Here is a 20,322-nt window from a genome sequence, read left to right as displayed (position 1 = left end):
ACGTCTCCGCGGGAAAACGTCTCCGTGGGGGAAACGCGACGGCGGGCCCGGGATCGCTCCGAGCCCGCCGTCGTGCGCGGTCGTCTAATCCAGGTAGTCGCGCAGCATCTGCGCGCGGGTGGGGTGGCGGAGCTTGGCCAGGGTCTTGGACTCGATCTGCCTGATCCGCTCCCTGGTGACCCCGAACTCCCTGCCCACCTCCTCCAGCGTGCGCGGATGCCCGTCGGCCAGGCCGAAGCGGAGCTGGATGATGCGCTGCTCCCGGTCCGACAGCGTCGCCAGGATGTCGTCGAGCTGGTCCTGGAGCATGATGAAGGCCGCGGCCTCCATGGGCACGACCGCGTCTGCGTCCTCGATGAAGTCGCCGAGGTCGGAGTCCTCCTCGCCGATCGGCGACTGCAGCGAGACGGGCTCCTGGGCGATGCGCTGGATCTCCACGACGCGGTCGACGGGGAGGTCCATCTCCTTGGCGATCTCCTCGGGGATGGGTTCGCGTCCGAGGTCCTGGTGAAGCTGGCGTTGCACCCTGACCAGCTTGTTGATGGTCTCCACCATGTGCACGGGAATGCGGATGGTGCGAGCCTGGTCGGCTATCGCCCGGGTGATCGCCTGCCGGATCCACCAGGTGGCGTACGTGGAGAACTTGTAGCCCTTGGTGTAGTCGAACTTCTCGACCGCGCGGATGAGCCCGAGGTTGCCTTCCTGGATCAGGTCGAGGAAGAGCATGCCCCTGCCGACGTACCGCTTCGCGATCGACACCACGAGCCGGAGGTTGGCCTCGATGAGGCGCTGTTTGGCCCGCGTGCCCTGCCAGACGAGTTCCCTGAACTCCGGGAAGGCCAGCCGTGAGACCCCGCTGGCCAGCTTGTCCTCGGCGAACAGACCGGCCTCGATCGACTTGGCGAGCTCCACCTCCTCTTCGGCTGTCAGCAGCGGCACCCGGCCGATCTCCCGCAGATAGATGCGGACCAGATCGCTGGTCGGCGCCCTCTTGCCGACATCCTCCTCATCGGCGCGGGTGGTCTCCTCGTCGCCCTGGGGCTCGAGGACCTCCACACCGTTCTCGGCGAGCATCCGCACGACGCGCTCCAGCGCGTCGGACGGCAACTCGGATCGGTCAAGCGCGGCTGCGACGTCATCGACGGTTACGCTTCCGCGCTCTCTTCCCTTCGCGACGAGATCCGCCACCTGATCAACAGTTGGCGGTCCACTCGGCAGCACCGATGCACCCACGGGACACAGTCTGCAGTATTGGTTCCATAAAATGGCAGACCCATTTTTGGCACTGAAGGTAAGGCGGCGGCGCTTACCGAATTGAGATCCATTTAAGGTTTAGCCGCAGATTGATCAGGAAAGTAAAGTCAATTACGCGAACCGGATAGCCGCGCCCAGCGACCGCCTCGGCCGGGTGTCTTACTTTGCCTGCCCGATCAGTGGCGTTTGTCCAGGACGTCAGCCGCCCGCGTGGTAGGGATGGACTCCTCGCGGAATCGCGTACGTGTCGGCGATCTCGGTGGATCCGGAGGCCACATCGACCCGGACGCGCCCCGCCATCCGGTCGCTGCCGATCCGCAGCATGACCTCGCCGGGGCCCGTCCATGTCATGGCCGCCGGGCGGTATCCACGCTGCAACGGGATCCGCCGCGCGATTTGCTTGGATATAACGTCATATATCGCGAGACCTGGCTCTTCTCCTGGAACGTACGTCGCGAGGGTTCGTCCGTCCGGCGACAGCGCGGCCACCTTGTCCGACGGTTCCGTATCGGGCAGGTTGAAGCCCACCACCTGCGGCGGGGTGTCCCGCCGCAGCACCCGGCCGCGCAGGTCCGTGACGAGCACGTCGAAGGTGTCGCCGGCCCTCTGCACCACCAGCGCCTCGTCGTCGCCGAACCCGGCGAAGAACTTCTCCTCGTTCCCGGACCGGGACGAGCCGACCCTTCGGCCGGTGCCGGTGTCGAAGACGTCCACGCGCGTGTCGAGGTCCTCGGTCACGTACGCGAGCAGCCGGCCGTCCCGCGACAGGACGAGCCGCGTCGCGTCCGCCCCGACGACCTCCTTCGGCTGCTTCACCCCCTTCATCACCCGGACGCCGCCGCCCAGCCGGTAGGCCACCACGGCCCGGTCCCTGGCCCTGACGTACGCCACCCGCGTCCCGTCGCCGCTGACGGCGACCGGAGCGGCCCCGACGCCGCGCGCGACGTCGGGCAGCGCGCGCTTGCGCCCGTCGCGCAGGACGACGGCCAGCTTCCCGCACGGCCGTCCCTTGCAGAACTTCTGCACGGCGTAACGAATCCCCCCACCCTCACCGGAACCCACCGAACCGGCCGGCCCCATCGGCCCTGTCTGAGCCGCCCTATCCCCCGAACCCACCGGGCCTGTCGGAGCCGCCAGGCCACCTGATCCTGCCGGGCCTGCCGGGCCCGCCACGACCGGCAGCGTGAGTGCCGCTGCCGCCACGATCCATCGTTTCAACGCTTCGGCCCATCGTCGGTGATCCGGTATCTGTCGAGCTTCCTGAGCGCGCCCGTCGAGACGTCCAGGGAGTGCACCCAGGTGTCGGAGAAGCCCCGATCGGCGTCCTCTTCCCGGCGGGTCAGCTCCAGCCGCCCGCCCGGCCTCCAGGAGAGGTCCGAGGCTCCGCGACCGGGCTTGACCGGCCGGGCGGGCCCCGTCCAGGCGTGGGCCCGCAGGTCGTACCGCCGGACCTGCTCGGGCTGCTTCCTGTCGGCGTCCGCCTCCAGCAGGGCCACCACGGTGCGGCCGTCGGTCTCCAGCGCCAGCGAGGTGCCGGCGCCCACCACGACCTGCGGCGGCGTGTCGGCGACCGACGAGCCGTCGAGCCCGTGCGCGACCACCTCGACGGTGTTGTCGGAGTGCGTCCTGGTGACGAGCACCTCGTCGCCGTCGGCGCTGAAGCCTCTGGGGACGTCGCCCTCCGGCAGCGTGCGCAGCGTCCGCCCGCTGGCGACGTCGATCACCAACCCGGGACGCCTCTTCCTGGCGGCGCTGAAGTCCACCAGCGCACGGCGCCCGTCGGCCGACAGTTCCAGGCCGACGTACTTGGTGCCGACCCCCTTGCCGTACGCGGGCAGCACGGTGGCCTTCCCTCCGGGCCACCGGCGTAGGACGACCCGGCCGTCGCGGGCCCGGACGTAGCCGATCGTCCGCCCGTCGCCGCTGACCGCGAACGGCGCCGGGTCGTCCTCGACCTCGTCGGCCCGCCGCCCGCCTGCCTCGGTGGCGTAGCGGGCCGCGTCGGGGAAGGCGACCCAGCGTCCGTCGCGCAGGAACAGGTACCACGGCCTGCCCTCGCAGGGCTTGAAGTAGTCGCCGCCGCAGTTCGGCAGGTGGACGTCCCTGACAACCGCCCCGGCCGTACGAGTGCCGCCCCGGTGAGCCACGGCGGCGCGGGACGCGGTCGTGTGGGGCGCGGCTGCCGCCGCTCCGGCCCACGCGGTTCCGGCCGCGTCGGCTGGAACGGCCGGACCTCCCGCCAGGATCGCCGTCACAAGGACGCCGAGCGTGCTCTTGGCTTTCACACCCGGGTTAGACAGCCCGCCCAGCCGGAAGGTTGAATCACGAACAGATCACACCTGGCACTCCAACCACAGAAACCCCGCCACCCACCCGGCTGGGCGTAACGTGAGCGGGCGGTCAGCTGCCTGCGGCTCGGTCGCGGAGGACTCTGCGCTGCTGTTCGAGCGCCACCAGCTCGCCGAACAACCTGTTGTACTCCTGCTGCTCCTCCACCGGGTTCAGCCGCTGGATCCGGGACTTGACCTGCGCGATGGCCCGGTCGACCGCGATGGCCTCGATGGCCGCCAGCATCGCCACGCCGTAACGCTCCTCGACGTGCGCGTCGGCCTGGATCGCCTCCACGGCGAACCGGGTGACCAGCGCCCGGGCGGCCTCGTCGTGGGCGTGCTCCAGCAGCCGGTCGACCCACTCGCGCCCGCCGTGGGCCGCCGCCGCGGCCCCGCCTGCGGCGGAGATCAGCTTGTGCAGGATCACGTGGTCGGGCGCGGTGAACGCCTGCGGGTCGAGCGCGTCGAAGCGCGGCCCGAGCAGGGCGGGACGCTGCACGGCCAGCTTGAGCAGCTCGGCCTCGACCCGGACGTTCGGATCGACGGGCGCGGCCTGGGGCGCCCGCCGGGGACGCCCCTGCTGCTGGGCCCCGCCGACCTCGGCGATGCGCTGCGAGACGAACCGCTCGTCCATGAAGCCGAGCCAGCGGTCGAGGTCGATCGCGTACCGCTTGCGCAGGCCGACGTCCTTGATGCCGGCCACGATCGGCGCGGCCGCGTCGAGGGCGGCGATCTTGCCTTCGTTGCTGCGCAGGTCGTAGCGGCTGATCGTGCTGCGGATGGCGAACTGGAAGAGCGGCTCACGGCTGGCGATGAGGTCGCGCACGGCCGCGTCGCCCTGCTTGACCCGCAGGTCGCAGGGGTCGAGCCCGTCGGGCTGGACGGCCACGTAGGTCTGGGTGACGAACTTCTGCTCGTCGGCGAAGGCGCGCAGCGCGGCCTTCTGCCCCGCCGCGTCGCCGTCGAAGGTGAAGATCACCTCGCCGCGGAACTCGGCTTGGTCGAGCAGGAACCGCCGCAGGATCTTGATGTGCTCCTCGCCGAAGGACGTGCCGCACGTGGCGACGGCGGTGGGCACTCCGGCCAGGTGGCAGGCCATCACGTCGGTGTAGCCCTCGACGATGACCGCCTGCGACCGCTTGGAGATCTCACGCTTGGCGAGGTCGATGCCGTAGAGCACCTGACTCTTCTTGTACAGCGGCGAGTCGGGCGTGTTGAGGTACTTGGGGCCGTCGTCGGAGTCGAGCAGCTTGCGCGCTCCGAACCCGATCACGTCGCCCGTGGCGTCGCGGATCGGCCAGACGAGCCGCCCTCTGAACCGGTCGATGGGGCCGCGCCGCCCCTCCTTGGCCAGCCCGCCCTTGACCAGTTCCGCGGCGGTGAACCCGCGCCCCATGAGGTGCCGGGCCAGCGCCTCCCACTCGGCGGGGGCGTAGCCGACCCCGAACGTCTCGGCGTCGGCCCGTTCGAACCCGCGCTCCGACAGGAACCTGCGCCCGGGCGCGGCGTCGGGGCTGAGCAGCTTCTCCGCGTAGAACTCGGCGGCGGCCCGGTGCGCCTCGACCAGCCGGGCGCGCTCGCCCTGGTCGCGTTTGGGCACGTAGCCGCCCTGCTCGTACTGGAGCTGGATGCCGGCCCGCTGCGCGAGCCGTTCGACGGCCTCGCCGAACGACAGGTGCTCGATCTTCTCGACGAACGTGATGACGTCGCCGCCCTCGCTGCAGCCGAAGCAGAAGTACATGCCCCGCTCGGGGGTGACGTTGAACGAGGGGCTCTTCTCGTCGTGGAACGGGCAGAGCCCCTTGAGGTTGCCCCCGCCCGCGTTGCGCAACTGGATGTGCTCGCCGATCACCTCAGCGATGGGAGATCGCTCGCGAACGAGCGCGATGTCGACGTCACGGATCCGGCCAGCCACGCCGGTGAGTCTATTCCCGCCCACCGACAACACCGACCCTCGTCACCGTTTCCGTCGCGGCGAGACGGGTGTCACCTCAGGGAGCCAGAAGCGGGATTCGTGTCATGGCTGTGACCACTCTCGGCTACAAAGGTAAAGGTTGTCGTTGGATACGGTGACACGGGTGGAGATCATGCGATCGGGGAACCTTGGGCGTTGGGCGGCCGTGGCCGGCGCCGTGCTGCTGACCGGCGCCTGCGGGCAGGCGAACGCCGTGGCGGGCATCAGCGCTCACTCGCCCACCACCTCCCCGTCCGCCACCGCGACGACCCCGCAACCGTCACAGACCGACCAGAAGCCGTCCGACGTGAAGCCGCCGAAGGGCGACGCGCCCGTCAGGGTGCCACCGCCGAAGCTGTCGAAGTTCACCTACGTCTTCCCCGTCAAGGGCTGCACGACGACCTACCAGCGCAAGCTGCTGGTGCTGCCCAAGACGACGATCTGGGCGGGCAAGGGGTGCGCGTTCGTGGCCCCCGTCGGGGGCGTGGTGGACGAGGTGAACACCAGGAACAAGTGGCGGCCCTCCACGGACGTGGGCGCCGACCGCGAGGGCAGGTTCGTCACGATCATCGGCGACGACGGCGTCCGCTACCTGGGCGGGCACCTGGACGCGGTCTCCGACGCCATCAAGCCGGGCATGCGGGTCAGCGCCGGCCAGCTGCTCGGCTCGGTCGGCACCTCGGGCAACGCCCGCGACACCGGCTCGAACCTGTACTTCGCGATCTCGTGGAAGGCCGCCCCTCGCGCCTGGTGGGTGCGCCGCGGCATGGTCGAGCCGTGGGACTACCTCGACGCCTGGCTGACGGGCAACCGCACCTTCTCCCCCAGGGACGAGACGCTGGCGCTGCGCCGCAAGCTGGGCGAGGAGCCGGCCTGCGCCGTCCAGTGCAAGCCCAAGAAGGCGCCGCAGTCCACGAAGACGACGACAGACCAGCCCAGCGACCCGAGCACCATCAGTCCGACGACAACTCCTTGGGGTCGATAGCGGCGCCCGAGCGGATCAGGTCCTGGATCTCGCGGACGACGTCCCATCTGTTCACGTTCATCCCAGCGATCACCCTGCGGTCGCGCAGCCAGTAGGCGATGAAGTCCAGGTCCTCGACCGAGCCGCGGTAGACCACCTCGTCGTAGCCGGTGATGTCGCCGGAGAACTCCATGCCCAGCTCGTACTGGTCGGTATAGAAGTACGGGATCTTGTCGTAGACGGCGTCCTGACCGAGCATGGCCCTGGCCGCGACGGGGCCGCCGTTGAGCGCGTTGGCCCAGTGCTCGACCCGGATCCGCCTGCCGTACAGGGGGTGGAACGCCTCGGCGACGTCGCCCGCGGCGAACACGTCCGGGTGCGAGGTGCGCAGCGAGGCGTCGGTGAGGATGCCCTCGCCGACCTCCAGGCCCGCCTCGCGGGCCAGGCCGGTCTCGGGCACCGCGCCGACGCCGGCGACGACCACGTCGGCGCCGAGGCGCTCGCCCGTGCTGAGCCGCACGCCGGTCTCGGTGATGTCCGCGACGCCGGTGCCGAGCCGCAACTCGACGCCGTGCCTGCGGTGCAGCGCCGCGAAGACGTCGCCGAGTTCGGGCCCGAGCGCCCGGTGCAGCGGCGTGGGCTCCGGCTCCAGGATGGTGACCTCGCAGCCCGCCTGGCGGGCCGCAGCGGCGCTCTCCAGGCCGATCCAGCCGGCGCCGACGACGATCACCCTGCCGCCGGCCGCGAACCGCTCCCTGATGGCCTCGCTGTCACCGACGGTACGCAGGTAGTGCGCGGGCCCCGGCAGGCGGCGCGGTGTCGCTCCCGTCGCGATGAGCAGCTTGTTGTACGGCTGGCTGGAGCCGTCGTCCAGTCTGACGACGTGCTGGTCGAGGTCGACGCCGGTGGCCCGCAGGCCGAGCCTGAGCCGCACGTCGTGCTCGGCGTACCAGCCGGACGGATGCACGAAGATCTTCTCGCGCTCGCTCTTGCCCTGGAGGTACCCCTTGGACAGCGGCGGCCGCTCGTAGGGCCGGTCGCTCTCCGCGCCTATGAGGACGATCTCGCCGTCGAAGCCTTCCTCGCGCAACGTCTGCGCGGCCTTGGCCCCCGCCAGGCCCGCGCCGACGATCACATGTGTGGTCATGCGGGCAGTATGCGCCCGACGGGGTCATCGGGAAAGGCGCTTGTGCCAGGCGACCGCGGACGTGTCGGTCAGGGAGGCGATCTGGTCGATGACGACCCTGACGCGCCCGGCGTCGGAGGCGGCGGCCAGATAGGAGGGCCTGAAGGCGGGTTCGAGCGTGCCGGGCGCGCCGAGCGTGATCAGCGACGCCAGCTCGGTGATGAGGTCGCGCTGCCTGGCCTGGTTGGCGTGGTGGTCGTCGGTGGTCATGACGTAGTGCGCGGTGACCCCTTTGAGCAACGCGCACTCCAGCCTGGTGGTGCGCGGCACGACGAGCTGGTCGCGGTGCCGGGGGCCGTAGGCGTCCTTGGTGGCGGTCTGCGCGGAACGGCAGAACCGGCCGATGAGGCCGCTGGTGAGCGCCTTGAGCCCGGCCAGGTCGGCGAGCGTGGCCGCGAAGCTGCGCGGCCACAGCGGGTCGGCGATCAGCCGCGAGAAGACCCCCTCCAGCTCGGCGGGGTCGGCGTCGGGGGCGTACCAGACGCGGGTGACCTCGCAGACCTGCCGGCGCTCCGCGGGCGACTGGAGCGCCTCGGGCGTGACGTGGCCGGAGTGCAGGGCGTCCTCCAGGTCGTGCACGGAGTAGGCGACGTCGTCGGCCCAGTCCATGATCTGCGCCTCGAAGCTGACCCGCCCGTCGGGCGCGCCGTCCCTGATCCACTCGAAGACGGGCAGGTCGTCGTCGTAGACACCGAACTTCGGTGACTCGCCGCGGGTCCACGGGTACTTGGTGGACGCGTCGAGGGCGGCCCTGGTCAGGTTCAGCCCGGCGCTGCGGCCGTCCTCGGTGAGGACCTTGGCCTCCAGCCTGGTCAGCAGGCGCAGGCTCTGCGCGTTGCCCTCGAAGCCGCCGCACGAGCCCGCCAGCTCGTTGAGCGCGACCTCGCCGTTGTGCCCGAACGGCGGGTGGCCCAGGTCGTGCGCCAGGCAGGCGGTCTCCACCAGGTCGGGGTCGACGCCGAGGGTGGCGCCCATCTCCCTGCCGACCTGGGCGCACTCCAGCGAGTGGGTGAGCCGGGTGCGCGGGATGTGCGCGCCGCCGCCGAGGGTCTCTCCCGGCCCGACCACCTGTGTCTTGGCGGCCAGCCGGCGCAGCGCGGCGCTGTGCAGGACGCGGGCGCGGTCGCGTTCGAATGCGCTGCGTTCCGGGTTGCCGGGAGGTTCCGGCACCCAGCGCGCCTGGTCGTGCTCGTCGTATCGGGCCATAAGTGCTGCGATTTTATCCGCTATTCGGTCTTCGGTAGGGTCAAGCCTCGCGAGAACCCCCTGCCCCGGGAGCCCTCCTCCATGACCACAGCGTTCCGCGCCGCGCTGGCCTTCGCGCTGCTCGCCGGCTTCTACGTCCTGGTCGGCCTGATCGTGGCCGCGGCCGTCTTCTTCGACGTGTTACTGATCGTGGACTTCCACGCCAACGCGCTGAAAGCCGCGATCGTGCTCACCCTGGCGGCGGGCGCGCTGGTGCGCGCTCTGATCATGGTCAGCCGCCGTGGCGGCGGCGAGCAGCCGGGCGTGCCGGTCACCCGGGAGCACGAGCCCGCGCTCTGGCAGGCCGTCGAGGACCTGGCCCAGCGCGTGCGCACGGCGCCGCCGGACGAGATCCGGCTCGTCCCCGAGGTCAACGCGGCCGTCTCGGAGGACACCCGGTTCCTCGGCCTGAAGGCCACCAGGCGGCGCATGTACATCGGCCTGCCGCTGCTGCAGACGCTGACCGTGGACGAGATGCGCGCGGTGCTCGGCCACGAGCTCGGCCACTACAGCGGCGCGCACACCCGCCTGGGCGCGCCGGTCTACCGGGGCAGGGTGTCGCTGATCGCGACCGTGCAGGGCCTCGGCAACCATCCGTTCTTCCAGCGGCTGTTCACCCTGTACGCCAAGCTCTACATGCGGGTCTCGCAGGCCGTCTCGCGCAGGCAGGAGCTGGAGGCCGACCAGTTCGCGGTGGCCATCGGCGGGCGCAAGGCGATGGCCGAGGCGCTCCGCAAGATCCACAACACCGCGCTCGCCTGGGACCTGTACGCCTCCGGCTACCTGTCGATGACCGGGGCGGGCGGCTACCGTCCCGCGTCGGTGTTCGGCGGCTTCCACGCGCTGATGAGCGACGACACCAGGCAGGCGGAGGTGTCCAGGCTGAGCGAGCAGCCGGAGGAGAGCTCCCCGTACGACTCGCACCCGAGCCTGGCCGAGCGGCTGGCGGCGATCGAGCTGCTGCCCGAGCCGCAGCACGTCCCGGACCCGCGCTCCGCGCTGATGCTGCTGCGGGACCCGAACGTGGCCGTGCAGGCGGTCGAGCAGTCGATGTGGACTCCGGAGGCGCTGACGGGGCTGCGTGCGGTGTCGTGGGAGGAGCTGGTGGCCCAGGGCATGTACGCGGCGCGCAACGCCGAGGCGCTGCACGACCTGGCGGTGGCGGGCCAGCAGGTGATGGGCGCGACCAGGCCGTACCTGGACGCGGCGTTCGAGGCGATCGCCCGCGGGCAGCAGGCCGCGCTGGAGGACCGGCTGCGCGAGCACGGCTGGAACCCGTCGGAGACGCTGCTGTCGGGCGTCCTCGGGCAGGCGCTGGAGGCGGTGCTGATCAGGCACGGGCAGGCCCGCTGGACCCTGTCCTGGGCGGGCCCGGCCCGGCTGCTGTTCGACGACGGCGAGGAGGTCGCGCTGTCGGAGTACGCGGCCCAGGTCGCGGCCAACCCGTCAGCCGTGGCGGGGCTGCGGGAGTGGCTGGGCGACCTGGGCGTCCGGCACGACTACGTGCCGGAGGAGGCCTCAGCGGCTGTCTGAGTCGTTCTGCGTGAGGGCGGCGCGTGCCGCCTCCAGCCGGGCGACCGGGATGCGGAACGGCGAGCAGGACACGTAGTCGAGGCCGGTCTCGTGGCAGAAGTGCACCGAGTCGGGGTCTCCGCCGTGCTCGCCGCAGATGCCCAGCTTGAGGTCCGGACGGGCGTTCCTGCCCTCCTCGGCGGCGATCCTGACCAGGCGGCCGACGCCGTCGCGGTCGAGGCTCTCGAAGGGTGAGACGCCGAAGATGCCGAGTTCCAGGTAGCGGGAGAAGAACGACGCCTCCACGTCGTCCCGGGAGAAGCCCCACGTCATCTGGGTCAGGTCGTTGGTGCCGAAGGAGAAGAACTGGGCGGCCTCGGCGACCTGACCGGCGGTGAGCGCGGCTCTGGGCGTCTCGATCATGGTGCCGACCAGGGCGTCCACGCCGGCCTCCGCGAGGATCTTGGCGGCCTCCTCGCGTACCGACTCCAGCTCCTGGACGGCCGCGACGAGCGGGATCATGATCTCCGGCCTGGCGCCGGGGACCTCCTTGGCCGCCTGCGCGATGGCCCGCACCTGCATGGCGAACAGACCGGGGATCACCAGGCCGAGCCGGACCCCGCGCAAGCCCAGCATGGGGTTCTGCTCGTGCAGCCGCTTGACGGCGTCGAGCAGGCGGCGGTCCTTGTCCGTGGCGTCGCCGGTGGCCACCTTGACCGAGAGGTCCACGATGTCGGGCAGGAACTCGTGCAGCGGCGGGTCGAGGAGGCGGACGGTAACCGGGTTCTCCCCCATCGCCCGAAATATGCCGATGAAGTCGGACTTCTGGAAGGGTTCCAGGGCGTCCAGCGCCGCCTGGCGCTCCTCGTCCCCGGACGCCAGCACCAGGTCCTCGACGAGCTGCCTGCGCTCGCCCAGGAACATGTGCTCGGTCCGGCAGAGCCCGATCCCCTCGGCGCCGAAGCGGCGGGCTCTGGCCGCGTCCTCCGGCGTGTCGGCGTTGGCCCGGACGCCGAGCGCGCGCACCTCGTCGGCGTGCCGCATGATCCGGTCCACGGCCGCGACGAGCTCGCCGTCCGCGACCGCGTGACCGCCGTGCTCCTCGCTGTCACCCTCGAAGTACTCCACCACGGCGGAGTCCACGACCGGGACCTCGCCCAGGAACACCTCGCCGGTGCTGCCGTCGATGGAGATCACGTCGCCCTCCGTGACCTCCACACCGCCCGGCGCGATGAAACGGCGCTCGCGGACGGACACCTCGAGCTCCTCGGCGCCGCACACGCAGGTCTTGCCCATGCCGCGGGCGACGACGGCGGCGTGCGAGGTCTTGCCGCCGCGGCTGGTGAGGATGCCGCGGGCGGCGATCATGCCCGACAGGTCGTCGGGGTTGGTCTCGCGGCGCACCAGGATGACGTCCTCGCCCCGGCCCGCGAGCTCGACGGCGCGCTCCGAGGAGAAGACGGCCTTGCCGACGGCCGCGCCAGGCGAGGCGTTCATGCCCCTGGCGATGCGCTTCTTGGCGGCTCCGGCGTCGAAGCGGGGGAACATCAGCTGGGCGAGCTGGTCGCCCGTGACTCGCGTGACGGCCTCGTCCATGGTGATGAGGCCCTGGTCGACGAGCTGGGTGGCGATGCGGAACGCGGCTCCGGCGGTGCGCTTGCCGACCCGGGTCTGCAGCATCCAGAGCTTGCCGCGCTCGATCGTGAACTCGATGTCGCACAGGTCCCGGTAGTGGTTCTCGAGCTTCTCCATGATCTGCAGCAGCTCGTCGTACGCGCGCCTGTCGATGCGCTCGAGCTCCTGGAGGGGGAGCGTGTTGCGGATGCCCGCGACGACGTCCTCGCCCTGGGCGTTCTGCAAGTAGTCGCCGTAGACGCCCTGCTGGCCGGTGCCGGGGTCGCGGGTGAAGGCGACGCCCGTGCCCGAGGTCTCGTCGCAGTTGCCGAAGACCATGGCGACGACGTTGACCGCGGTGCCGAGATCGGCCGGGATGCGCTCCTGGCGGCGGTAGAGGATCGCGCGGGGGGCGTTCCACGAGTCGAAGACGGCCATGACGGCCAGCCGCATCTGCTCGCGCGGGTCGGTGGGGAAGTCCCTGCCGGTCTGCTCGCGGACGATGCCCTTGAACGTCTTGACCAGGCCCTGCAGCTCCAGGGCGTCGAGGTCGGTGTCCTGCCGGGTGCCCTTGAGCCCGTCGAGGGCGTGCTCGAACAGCTCGCCGTCGATGCCGAGGACGGTCTTGCCGAACATCTGGATGAGCCGGCGGTAGGAGTCCCAGGCGAAGCGCTCGTTGCCGCCCGACTGCTTGGCCAGGCCGTGCACGGACTCGTCGTTGAGCCCGATGTTCAGGACGGTCTCCATCATGCCGGGCATGGAGAACTTCGCCCCCGAGCGGACGCTGACCAGCAGCGGGTCGTCGGCCTGGCCGAGTTTCCTGCCCATCTGCCGTTCCAGCGCGCTCAGGTGCTCGGCGACCTCCTCCTCCAGGCCGTCGGGGACCGCGCCCTCCGCCAGGTAGTGGCGGCACGTCTCGGTCGTGATCGTGAATCCGGGAGGGACGGGCAGCCCGAGGTTGGTCATTTCGGCAAGGTTTGCTCCCTTGCCGCCGAGCAGGTCCTTGAGATCCTTGTTGCCCTCGGTGAAGTCGTAAACGTACTTGGCCACCACAGCTCCAATCAACGCCTCTGCCCCGGACTCTACCGGCGCCAATGATGATGAAACTGCACTCATCGGTTAAGTCGTTGTTTCCCCTGGTAGATGGCCTACCACCGGTCTAATCCAATTAATATTCTGTTGATCGTAAATTGGTTTATACCAGTGGTTTACACCAATTTTGGAGAAAGGCGAGGACTGCCTGGAATCAGAGATATCCAGCAAAAATGCACCTCTGGCCACTCCCGCCACGCCAGGGCATCACGACCACGTGAACGGCCCGATTCGCAGAAGTCACCGACCTCGCACGAGGGGCCGTTTCGCGACCTCGGAGTGATCTTCGCCTGAGATCGTCAGGCCCATGGTCCCCTTATCGCGGGCGGCGACGGCCTGCCTGGCCCTGCTGCTCTCCGGCTGCGCCGGCACGTCCGCCCCTCCCGCCCCCACGGCGAGCGCCGCCCCTCCCGCCCCGGCGGCGAGCACCGCTTCTACCGACCCGGCGGCGAGCCCCGGCGTGGAGCTTTACGACGTCAGCGAGCTGCGGCCCGGCGACTGCATCGAGCCCATGCCGCAGGAGGCGATCGTGACGGTCGTCCCCTGCGGCACGCCGCACAGCGCGGAGTTCGCCACCGTCTACGTCCTTCCCCAGGGGGACTATCCGGCGGTCAACGAGATGCGGCGGCTCGCGGAGAACGGCTGCTGGCCCAGGATGCGGATCAAGGAGTCGAAACGCGACAGGATCGGCGTGACGTGGCTGGGGCCGGACGAGGCCTCCTGGCCACGGAGCAGGACCGTGTACTGCTTCGCCGCCCCGTACGACGGCAGGAAGCTGGCCGGGCGGGTGGTCAAGTAGAAAGCGGAACGCCCTGCTCCGGCCGTGTGCTTCCGATCGGTGCGGCGCGCTGGCGGCGCGCTGGCGGCGCGGCCGATCGGCACGGCCTGAGCAGGGCGTACTCAGGCGAACGCGGGTCAGTCGTTCAGGTGCTGGCGCAGGTAGCCGTCGACCTGGTCGAGGGAGATGCGCTCCTGGGCCATCGAGTCGCGCTCGCGGATGGTCACCGCCTGGTCCTCGAGGGTGTCGAAGTCGACGGTGATGCAGAACGGCGTGCCGATCTCGTCCTGGCGGCGGTAGCGGCGGCCGATCGCCCCGGCGTCGTCGAACTCGACGTTCCACCGCCTGCGGAGCTGGGCGGCCAGGTCGCGGGCCTTCGGCGACAGGTCGGCGTTGCGCGACAGCGGCAGCACCGCGGCCTTGACCGGGGCGAGCCGGTGGTCGAGCCGCATGACCGTGCGCTTCTCCATGACGCCCTTGGCGTTCGGCGCTTCGTCCTCGGTGTAGGCGTCGAGGAGGAACGTCAGCGTGGCCCGGTCGACACCGGCGGCGGGCTCGATGACGTACGGGACGTAACGCTCACCGGTGTCCTGCTCGAAGAAGCTCAGGTCGACGCCGGACGCCTTGGAGTGGGCGCTCAGGTCGAAGTCGGTGCGGTTGGCGATGCCCTCCAGCTCGCCCCACTCCGAACCGGCGAAGTTGAACCGGTACTCGATGTCGACGGTGCGCTTGGCGTAGTGCGACAGCTTGTCCTTGGGGTGCTCGAACAGGCGCAGGTTGTCCTTGTCGATGCCCAGGTCGGAGTACCAGCGGTAGCGCTCGTCGATCCAGTACTGGTGCCACTCCTCGTCGGTGCCGGGCTTGACGAAGAACTCCATCTCCATCTGCTCGAACTCGCGGGTGCGGAAGATGAAGTTGCCCGGCGTGATCTCGTTGCGGAACGACTTGCCGATCTGGCCGATGCCGAACGGGATCTTCTTGCGCGCCGACTGCTGCACGTTGAGGTAGTTGATGAAGATGCCCTGCGCGGTCTCGGGACGCAGGTAGGCCAGGCCCGATTCATCCTCGACCGGGCCGAGGTAGGTCTTCAGCAGGCCGCTGAACTGCCGCGGGTCGGTGAAGGCGCCCTTGTTGCCGCAGTTGGGGCAGGTGATGTCGGCCAGGCCGTGCTCGGGCGCCCGGCCGTTCTTCTCCTCGTACGCCTCGATCAGGTGATCGGCGCGGAAACGCTTGTGACACGACTGGCACTCGGTCAGCGGGTCGGTGAAGGTCTCGACGTGGCCGCTGGCCTGCCAGACCTCGCGGGCCAGGATCACGGACGAGTCGAGGCCCACCACGTCGTCGCGGGCCTGGACCACCGACTGCCACCACTGCCGCTTGACGTTGCTCTTGAGCTCTACTCCCAGCGGTCCATAGTCCCACGACGCGCGCAGACCGCCGTAGATCTCGCTCGACGGGTATACGAGCCCGCGGCGCTTGGCGAGGCTGACGATGGTGTCCATGACGTCTGTACGGCGTGCCATGTGGTTGGGTCTCTTTCCGGCTGGAGGTCGGCGAGGGGTTGGTTGATGAGATCCCAGCTTAGGGGACGTCGGGCCGCTCTCGCGCGCGAGTATCCCTACGCCCGGTCTCGGATGTGCACATCCTCGAAGGCGCTGGGCTCGTTGACCATGAGGGTCATCAGCGGGTACATCGCCATCCTGGCGGCTGACAGCGCGCGCCGATAGAAGCCCGCGCCCTCCCACTCGGTGACCAGCGCCCACAGGTTGGGCTCGTCGACCGAGCGGGCCAGCCTGCCGCGCAGGTAGCCGGGCTGTTCGGCCAGCAGGTCAAGGACGGCGTGGCTCTGCTTGACGAAGTCGTGGGACTGGGCTTCTGGGACGGTGTAGCGGATGACGGCGAGCACGCACACCAGGATGTCAGACGATCTCACACCGACGGGCGTTTCCCGCGGCGCTAGGCTCGGGCCGTGGCCTCCAGAGACAACCGTCCCAGGCAGCGGCGCCCGCTTCCGGCCGGTGAGCAGTTCTTCACGCCGGGCGCGACCGGCCTGCGCAAGGCCGTCGAGGCGCGCAGCGCGACCCCGATGACGTTCCTGTTCACGCAGGTTCCGCGGTGGGTGGCGCCCGCCGTGCTGGTGATCCTGCTGCTGACCGGCTTCGCCGTGCCGAACTGGCCGGGCGGCGTGGCGGTGCTGCCGGTGCTGGGGTTCGTGGGCTGGCTGGCGTACCTGTCGTGGCCGTCGCTCGGGCTCGGCGGGCGGCTGCTGCGGCTCGTCATGCTCGCCTTCCTCGTGGTGCTGGCCGCCGACCGCTTCGGAGCCTTCTAGCCCGTCCACCAAGGCCCCGCACAGGCGTCACACCCGCACCCCCCGTCGCCACTGGACGCGGCGGGCCCCATCCGCTGAGAGCGGCAGGTCGGCGCCCGCCCATGGCAGCCCCCTGGGAGCGGCAGGTCGGCGCCCGCCCATGGCGCCCCCGGGGGCCGACGGGTCGGCCCCCTCCCTCGCAGCCGCCCGCGGCCGCCCGGCCGAAGACGGCGCGTTGGATTTTGACAATCATTTTCATTTTCCTCCATAATCGATGGCGTGATGTCCAGAACGCCCCGAATGCGCACCGCATCGTTGCTGTTGGCGGGAACCGCCCTGCTCGCCACCGCGGCCTGCGGAGCAGGCTCCGCGGAGACCGCGGACGGCAAGCCCGACGTCGTCGCCGCCTTCTACCCCCTCCAGTGGCTCTCCGAGCAGGTGGGCGGCTCCGACGTGCGGGTCACGGTGCTGACGGCGCCCGGCGTCGAGCCGCACGACCTGGAGCTGGGCGCGCAGCAGGTGGCCCAGTTGGGCGACGCCGGACTCACCGTCTACATCAGGGGCGTACAGCCCGCCGTGGACGACGCCGTCGAGCAGCACGCCGCCGACAAGGCCTTCGACGCCGCCACCGCGGTGCGGACCCTCCCCGCGGGCGAGCACCAGGAGGGCGGCGAGGAGCACGCCGTCTCCTACGACCCGCACCTGTGGCTCGACCCGTCGCGGCTGGCCACCGTCGTCACCAAGCTCGGCGAGCGGCTGGCGCAGACCGACCCGGAGCACGCGAAGGGCTACCGCGACCGCGCCGCCAAGACCGCAGCCGCCCTGGGCGCGCTCGACCAGGAGTTCACCAAGGGCCTGACCACCTGCGCGACCAGGACCCTGGTCACCGGCCACGAGGCGTTCGGCTACCTGGCCGACCGCTACCACCTCAAGCAGATCGGCATCACGCTCGACCCCGAGGCCGAGCCCTCCCCCGCCCGCATCGCCGAGGTCGCCCAGCTCGCCAAGGCCGAGAAGGTGACCACGATCTTCACCGAGTCCCTGGTCAGCCCCAAGGTCGCCGAGGTGCTCGCCAAGGAGGTCGGCGCGCAGACCCAGACGCTCGACCCGCTGGAGAGCAAGCCCTCCGGCGACTACCTGTCGGCCATGCGGCAGAATCTCAGGACCCTTCAAACCGCACTGAGGTGTACGGCATGAGCGAAACGGCCTTCGCGATGACCGGTGGGCGGGTGACGCTCGACGGGCGCGAGATCCTGCGCGGCATCGACCTGACGGTCTGCCCCGGCGAGGTCGTCGCCGTCATGGGCGCGAACGGCTCGGGCAAGTCCACGCTGGTGCGCGCCCTGCTCGGCCTCACACCGCTGTCCGGCGGGCAGACCCTCGTGTACGGCAGGCAACCGGCCAGGTTCCGCGACTGGTGGCGCATCGGCTACGTCCCGCAGCGGCTCCAGGTCGGCGGCGGTGTGCCCGCCACGGTCCACGAGGTCGTCGCCTCCGGCCGGATCGCCCGGCAGAGCAGGCTGCGCCGTACCAGCCCGGCCGACAGGGCGGCGGTGGCGACCGCGCTGGAGTCCGTCGGCCTGGCGGGCCGGGCGGGCGACCCGGTGCAGGCGCTGTCCGGGGGGCAGCAGCAGCGGGTGCTGATCGCCCGCGCGCTGGCGGGCGAGCCCGACACGTACGTGATGGACGAGCCCACCGCCGGGGTCGACGCCGACACCCAGCAGCTGCTCGCCGACACGCTGGCCACGCTGGTGCTCGACGGCAAGACCATCGTGCTGGTCGCGCACGAGCTCGGCCCGCTCGAACCGCTCATCACCCGCGGCGTCGTGGTACGCGCCGGGCGGGTGGAACACGACGGCAGGCCGCCGCGTCCCGAGGGCGACTGCGCCAGGCCCGGACACCAGCACGTGCACCCGCACGCCGCCGAGACCGCCGCGGGCCCGCTGACCGGTTGGCAGGGAGAATGATGATCGAGCTGTTGCAGACCGAGTTCTTCCGGCTGGCGCTGGTCGCGGCGCTGCTGGTGGGTCTCTGCGCGCCCGCCGTCGGCACGTTCATCGTGCAGCGCAGGCTCTCCCTGCTCGGCGACGGCATCGGGCACGTGGCGCTGACCGGGGTCGCGCTGGGGTTCCTGACCGGCACCGCTCCCGTCCTGACCGCCGTGCTGGTGTCAGTGGCGGGCGCGGTGGCCATCGAGCTGGTCAGGGCGCGCGGGCGCACCAGCGGGGACGTGGCCCTGGCGCTGCTGTTCTACGGCGGCATCGCGGGCGGCGTCATGCTGATGGGCATCGCGCCCGGAGGCAGCAACGCCAAGCTCAACTCCTACCTGTTCGGCGCCATCGCGAGCGTCTCCTCCCAGGACATCTGGGTCATCGGCGCGCTGGCCGTCGCGGTGATCACCGTGGTGGCGGTCTTCGGCAGGGAGCTGTTCGTGCTCTGCCAGGACGAGGAGATGGCCAGGGCGAGCGGCCTGCCGGTGCGCTTCCTCAGCCTGCTCATCGCGATCACCGCCGCGCTCACCGTGGTCATCGCCATGCGGGTGGTCGGCCTGCTGCTGGTCAGCGCGCTGATGGTGATCCCGGTGGCCACCAGTCAGCAGCTCACCAGGGGCTTCCGCTCGACCATGGCGCTGGCCATGCTGTTCGGCGTGCTCGCCGCGGTGGGCGGGCTGCTCGGCTCGTCGCTGTCGCCTCGGGTGCCGCCCGGCGCCGCGATCGTTCTTCTCGCCCTCGCCGGCTTCGTCCTGGCGCTCGGTGTGGGTAGATTCGTACGGCGAGGCAGACCCCAGGAGTCGACAGTGAGCGAGCGTCCCAGCATGCGTGTCAAGGAGGTCGCATGACCACGAGGCGCGATGCCGTCCACGACACCCTCCGTCAGAGCGAGGGCTTCCGCAGCGCGCAGGACGTCTACGCGGAGATGCGCCAGCACGGCGCGAAGATCGGCCTGACCACGGTCTACCGGGCACTCCAGGCGCTGGCCGACGGCGGCCACGTCGACGTGCTGCGCACCGATGACGGCGAGTCCGTCTACCGGGCCTGCACCAGCGACGATCACCACCACCACCTGGTCTGCCGCCGCTGCGGGCGCACCGTCGAGGTGGCGGGGCCCGCGGTCGAACGGTGGGCCGAGGCGGTCGGCACCGAGCACGGGTTCACCGAGATCACTCACACGATCGAGGTCTTCGGCACCTGCGCGTCCTGCTCGGCGACGGTGCGGGCGGGCTGAGCCCGGCGCGAGCCGTACAGCACGCCCAGCACGATCACCACGCACCCGGCGAGCTGGAGCGGCGACGGGTGCTCGCCGAGCGCGACCGCCGACAGCGCGACCGTCGTCATCGGCTGCACCAGCAGGAGCAGCGCGGTGAGCGCGGCGGGCTGCTTGGGCAGCGAGTACGTGATGAGCGACCAGCCGAGCAACTGCGGCCCGAGCGCGAGCAGCAGCAGCCAGCCGTGCGCCGGCCAGCTCGGCGTGAAGTCGGCGCCGCCGAACACCGGGCTGAGCGCCGCGATGGCGAGGGTCGCCACCGTGGTGGCGTGCGCGAGCGGCCCGACCGTGCGGTCGGAACCGGCCTTCATCAGCAGCAGGAACCCGGCGTACGCGAGCGAGGTCGCCACGCCGAACACCACTCCGAGCAGCGGGTTCGCACCGTAGGCCGCGCTGTCGAACAGTCCGGAGATCAGCGCGACCCCCGCGAACACCACGGGCGTGGCGACCATGAGCCGGTTGGACGGCCGCTCGCGGAACACCGCCCAGGCGGCGAACGCCACGATGAACACCTGAAGATTGCCCAGGACGGTGGCGAGGCCCGCGCCCACGTAGTCGATCGCGTGGTGCCAGAACAGCAGGTCGAACGCGAACAGCAGACCCGCGGCCCAGGCCAGGTAGCGGCTCCTGGCAGACAGCGGCCCGAACCGGCGCCGCTCCAGCCAGGCCATCACCAGCAGCGGCGGCACCGCGTACGCGCACCGGAACAGGGCTGAGGTCGCCGGTGAGACGCCCGACAACCGCACCAGGGGCGCGGATGTGGAGATGATGAGGGCTCCGGCCACCGCGATCAGCAAGATACGGCGATGTGCACTCACAGA

Annotated in this window: 18 protein-coding genes; 8 read left to right on the top strand and 10 right to left on the bottom strand. The window is 70.6% G+C overall.

All coding sequences use genetic code 11. The features are described from left to right. Positions 1–84 precede the first annotated feature (84 nt). From rpoD to dnaG, 4 genes are all read right to left on the bottom strand, one after another. Complete coding sequence (gene rpoD, locus ABT294_RS13280; RefSeq protein WP_355347813.1) at positions 85–1,188, bottom strand: RNA polymerase sigma factor RpoD; 1,104 nt, start codon at positions 1,186–1,188, stop codon at positions 85–87. Between the two features lie 264 nt (positions 1,189–1,452). Next, complete coding sequence (locus tag ABT294_RS13275) at positions 1,453–2,280, bottom strand: beta-propeller fold lactonase family protein (RefSeq protein WP_350805669.1); 828 nt, start codon at positions 2,278–2,280, stop codon at positions 1,453–1,455. A 188-nt stretch (positions 2,281–2,468) separates the two neighbouring features. After that, the gene (locus ABT294_RS13270) at positions 2,469–3,539 is read right to left on the bottom strand and encodes a YncE family protein (protein WP_350805668.1); all 1,071 of its coding nucleotides are present in this window, start codon (positions 3,537–3,539) and stop codon (positions 2,469–2,471) included. Positions 3,540–3,654: 115 nt separating this feature from the next. Continuing rightward, the gene (gene dnaG / locus ABT294_RS13265) at positions 3,655–5,499 is read right to left on the bottom strand and encodes a DNA primase (RefSeq protein WP_350805667.1); all 1,845 of its coding nucleotides are present in this window, start codon (positions 5,497–5,499) and stop codon (positions 3,655–3,657) included. A 172-nt stretch (positions 5,500–5,671) separates the two neighbouring features. Here dnaG and ABT294_RS13260 point away from each other — a divergent pair, with 172 nt between their 5' ends. Further along, positions 5,672–6,523 carry a M23 family metallopeptidase gene (locus ABT294_RS13260; RefSeq protein WP_350805708.1) on the top strand — a complete coding sequence of 284 codons (852 nt, stop codon included), beginning with the start codon at positions 5,672–5,674 and terminating at the stop codon, positions 6,521–6,523. Here ABT294_RS13260 and ABT294_RS13255 read toward each other — a convergent pair. Beyond that, the gene (locus ABT294_RS13255) at positions 6,492–7,649 is read right to left on the bottom strand and encodes an NAD(P)/FAD-dependent oxidoreductase (protein WP_350805666.1); all 1,158 of its coding nucleotides are present in this window, start codon (positions 7,647–7,649) and stop codon (positions 6,492–6,494) included. The genes ABT294_RS13260 and ABT294_RS13255 overlap by 32 nt on opposite strands. A gap of 24 nt (positions 7,650–7,673) precedes the next feature. Continuing rightward, a complete protein-coding gene (locus ABT294_RS13250; protein ID WP_350805664.1) occupies positions 7,674–8,894 on the bottom strand; it encodes a deoxyguanosinetriphosphate triphosphohydrolase in 1,221 nt (406 codons plus the stop codon). A gap of 81 nt (positions 8,895–8,975) precedes the next feature. On the opposite strand from ABT294_RS13250, the gene ABT294_RS13245 reads away from it, so the two are divergent. Beyond that, on the top strand, positions 8,976–10,466 hold the full coding sequence (locus ABT294_RS13245; protein ID WP_350805663.1) for a M48 family metallopeptidase: 1,491 nt from the start codon (positions 8,976–8,978) through the stop codon (positions 10,464–10,466). On the opposite strand, the gene ppdK is transcribed toward ABT294_RS13245, so the two are convergent. Beyond that, the gene (ppdK, locus tag ABT294_RS13240; protein ID WP_350805662.1) at positions 10,452–13,109 is read right to left on the bottom strand and encodes a pyruvate, phosphate dikinase; all 2,658 of its coding nucleotides are present in this window, start codon (positions 13,107–13,109) and stop codon (positions 10,452–10,454) included. The genes ABT294_RS13245 and ppdK overlap by 15 nt on opposite strands. Before the next feature lie 349 nt (positions 13,110–13,458). On the opposite strand from ppdK, the gene ABT294_RS13235 reads away from it, so the two are divergent. Beyond that, positions 13,459–13,950: a hypothetical protein gene (locus ABT294_RS13235; protein ID WP_350805661.1), complete on the top strand. Its 492-nt coding sequence runs from the start codon at positions 13,459–13,461 to the stop codon at positions 13,948–13,950. Positions 13,951–14,066: 116 nt separating this feature from the next. On the opposite strand, the gene ABT294_RS13230 is transcribed toward ABT294_RS13235, so the two are convergent. Continuing rightward, a complete protein-coding gene (locus tag ABT294_RS13230) occupies positions 14,067–15,452 on the bottom strand; it encodes a glycine--tRNA ligase (RefSeq protein WP_350805659.1) in 1,386 nt (461 codons plus the stop codon). 95 nt (positions 15,453–15,547) lie between these two features. Continuing rightward, positions 15,548–15,862 (bottom strand): antibiotic biosynthesis monooxygenase family protein, encoded by a 315-nt coding sequence (locus ABT294_RS13225; RefSeq protein WP_350805658.1) that lies wholly within the window; start codon positions 15,860–15,862, stop codon positions 15,548–15,550. A 36-nt stretch (positions 15,863–15,898) separates the two neighbouring features. Here ABT294_RS13225 and ABT294_RS13220 point away from each other — a divergent pair, with 36 nt between their 5' ends. From ABT294_RS13220 to ABT294_RS13200, 5 genes are all read left to right on the top strand, one after another. Next, entirely contained in the window at positions 15,899–16,258 is a 360-nt protein-coding gene (locus ABT294_RS13220; RefSeq protein WP_350805657.1) for a DUF6703 family protein, read from the top strand. 279 nt (positions 16,259–16,537) lie between these two features. Beyond that, complete coding sequence (locus ABT294_RS13215; RefSeq protein ID WP_350805655.1) at positions 16,538–17,434, top strand: metal ABC transporter substrate-binding protein; 897 nt, start codon at positions 16,538–16,540, stop codon at positions 17,432–17,434. Further along, a complete protein-coding gene (locus ABT294_RS13210) occupies positions 17,431–18,204 on the top strand; it encodes a metal ABC transporter ATP-binding protein (RefSeq protein ID WP_350805653.1) in 774 nt (257 codons plus the stop codon). The genes ABT294_RS13215 and ABT294_RS13210 overlap by 4 nt, the downstream gene beginning before the upstream one ends. Then, positions 18,204–19,076, top strand: a complete 873-nt coding sequence (locus tag ABT294_RS13205; protein ID WP_350805707.1) for a metal ABC transporter permease — start codon at positions 18,204–18,206, stop codon at positions 19,074–19,076. Before ABT294_RS13210 ends, ABT294_RS13205 begins: the two co-directional genes overlap by 1 nt. Continuing rightward, positions 19,073–19,462 (top strand): Fur family transcriptional regulator, encoded by a 390-nt coding sequence (locus tag ABT294_RS13200; protein ID WP_350805652.1) that lies wholly within the window; start codon positions 19,073–19,075, stop codon positions 19,460–19,462. Before ABT294_RS13205 ends, ABT294_RS13200 begins: the two co-directional genes overlap by 4 nt. On the opposite strand, the gene ABT294_RS13195 is transcribed toward ABT294_RS13200, so the two are convergent. Continuing rightward, positions 19,402–20,319, bottom strand: a complete 918-nt coding sequence (locus tag ABT294_RS13195; protein WP_350805651.1) for a DMT family transporter — start codon at positions 20,317–20,319, stop codon at positions 19,402–19,404. The genes ABT294_RS13200 and ABT294_RS13195 overlap by 61 nt on opposite strands. Positions 20,320–20,322: the final 3 nt, after the last annotated feature.

Origin of the sequence: Nonomuraea sp. NPDC000554 (assembly GCF_040300065.1) — a bacterium.
Taxonomy (GTDB): Bacteria; Actinomycetota; Actinomycetes; order Streptosporangiales; family Streptosporangiaceae; genus Nonomuraea.
Note: the sequence above shows the minus strand (reverse complement) of the source record. Positions and strands in the feature narration are given on the sequence as shown.

Excerpts from the sequence above, each read along its gene's own strand:
- ABT294_RS13260 (WP_350805708.1), top strand. The coding sequence starts at position 5,672 with ATGCGATCGGGGAACCTTGGGCGTTGGGCGGCCGTGGCCGGCGCCGTG.
- ABT294_RS13255 (WP_350805666.1), bottom strand. The coding sequence starts at position 7,649 with ATGACCACACATGTGATCGTCGGCGCGGGCCTGGCGGGGGCCAAGGCC.
- ABT294_RS13250 (WP_350805664.1), bottom strand. The coding sequence starts at position 8,894 with ATGGCCCGATACGACGAGCACGACCAGGCGCGCTGGGTGCCGGAACCT.
- ABT294_RS13245 (WP_350805663.1), top strand. The coding sequence starts at position 8,976 with ATGACCACAGCGTTCCGCGCCGCGCTGGCCTTCGCGCTGCTCGCCGGC.
- ABT294_RS13235 (WP_350805661.1), top strand. The coding sequence starts at position 13,459 with ATGGTCCCCTTATCGCGGGCGGCGACGGCCTGCCTGGCCCTGCTGCTC.
- ABT294_RS13230 (WP_350805659.1), bottom strand. The coding sequence starts at position 15,452 with ATGGCACGCCGTACAGACGTCATGGACACCATCGTCAGCCTCGCCAAG.
- ABT294_RS13215 (WP_350805655.1), top strand. The coding sequence starts at position 16,538 with ATGCGCACCGCATCGTTGCTGTTGGCGGGAACCGCCCTGCTCGCCACC.
- ABT294_RS13210 (WP_350805653.1), top strand. The coding sequence starts at position 17,431 with ATGAGCGAAACGGCCTTCGCGATGACCGGTGGGCGGGTGACGCTCGAC.
- ABT294_RS13205 (WP_350805707.1), top strand. The coding sequence starts at position 18,204 with ATGATCGAGCTGTTGCAGACCGAGTTCTTCCGGCTGGCGCTGGTCGCG.
- ABT294_RS13200 (WP_350805652.1), top strand. The coding sequence starts at position 19,073 with ATGACCACGAGGCGCGATGCCGTCCACGACACCCTCCGTCAGAGCGAG.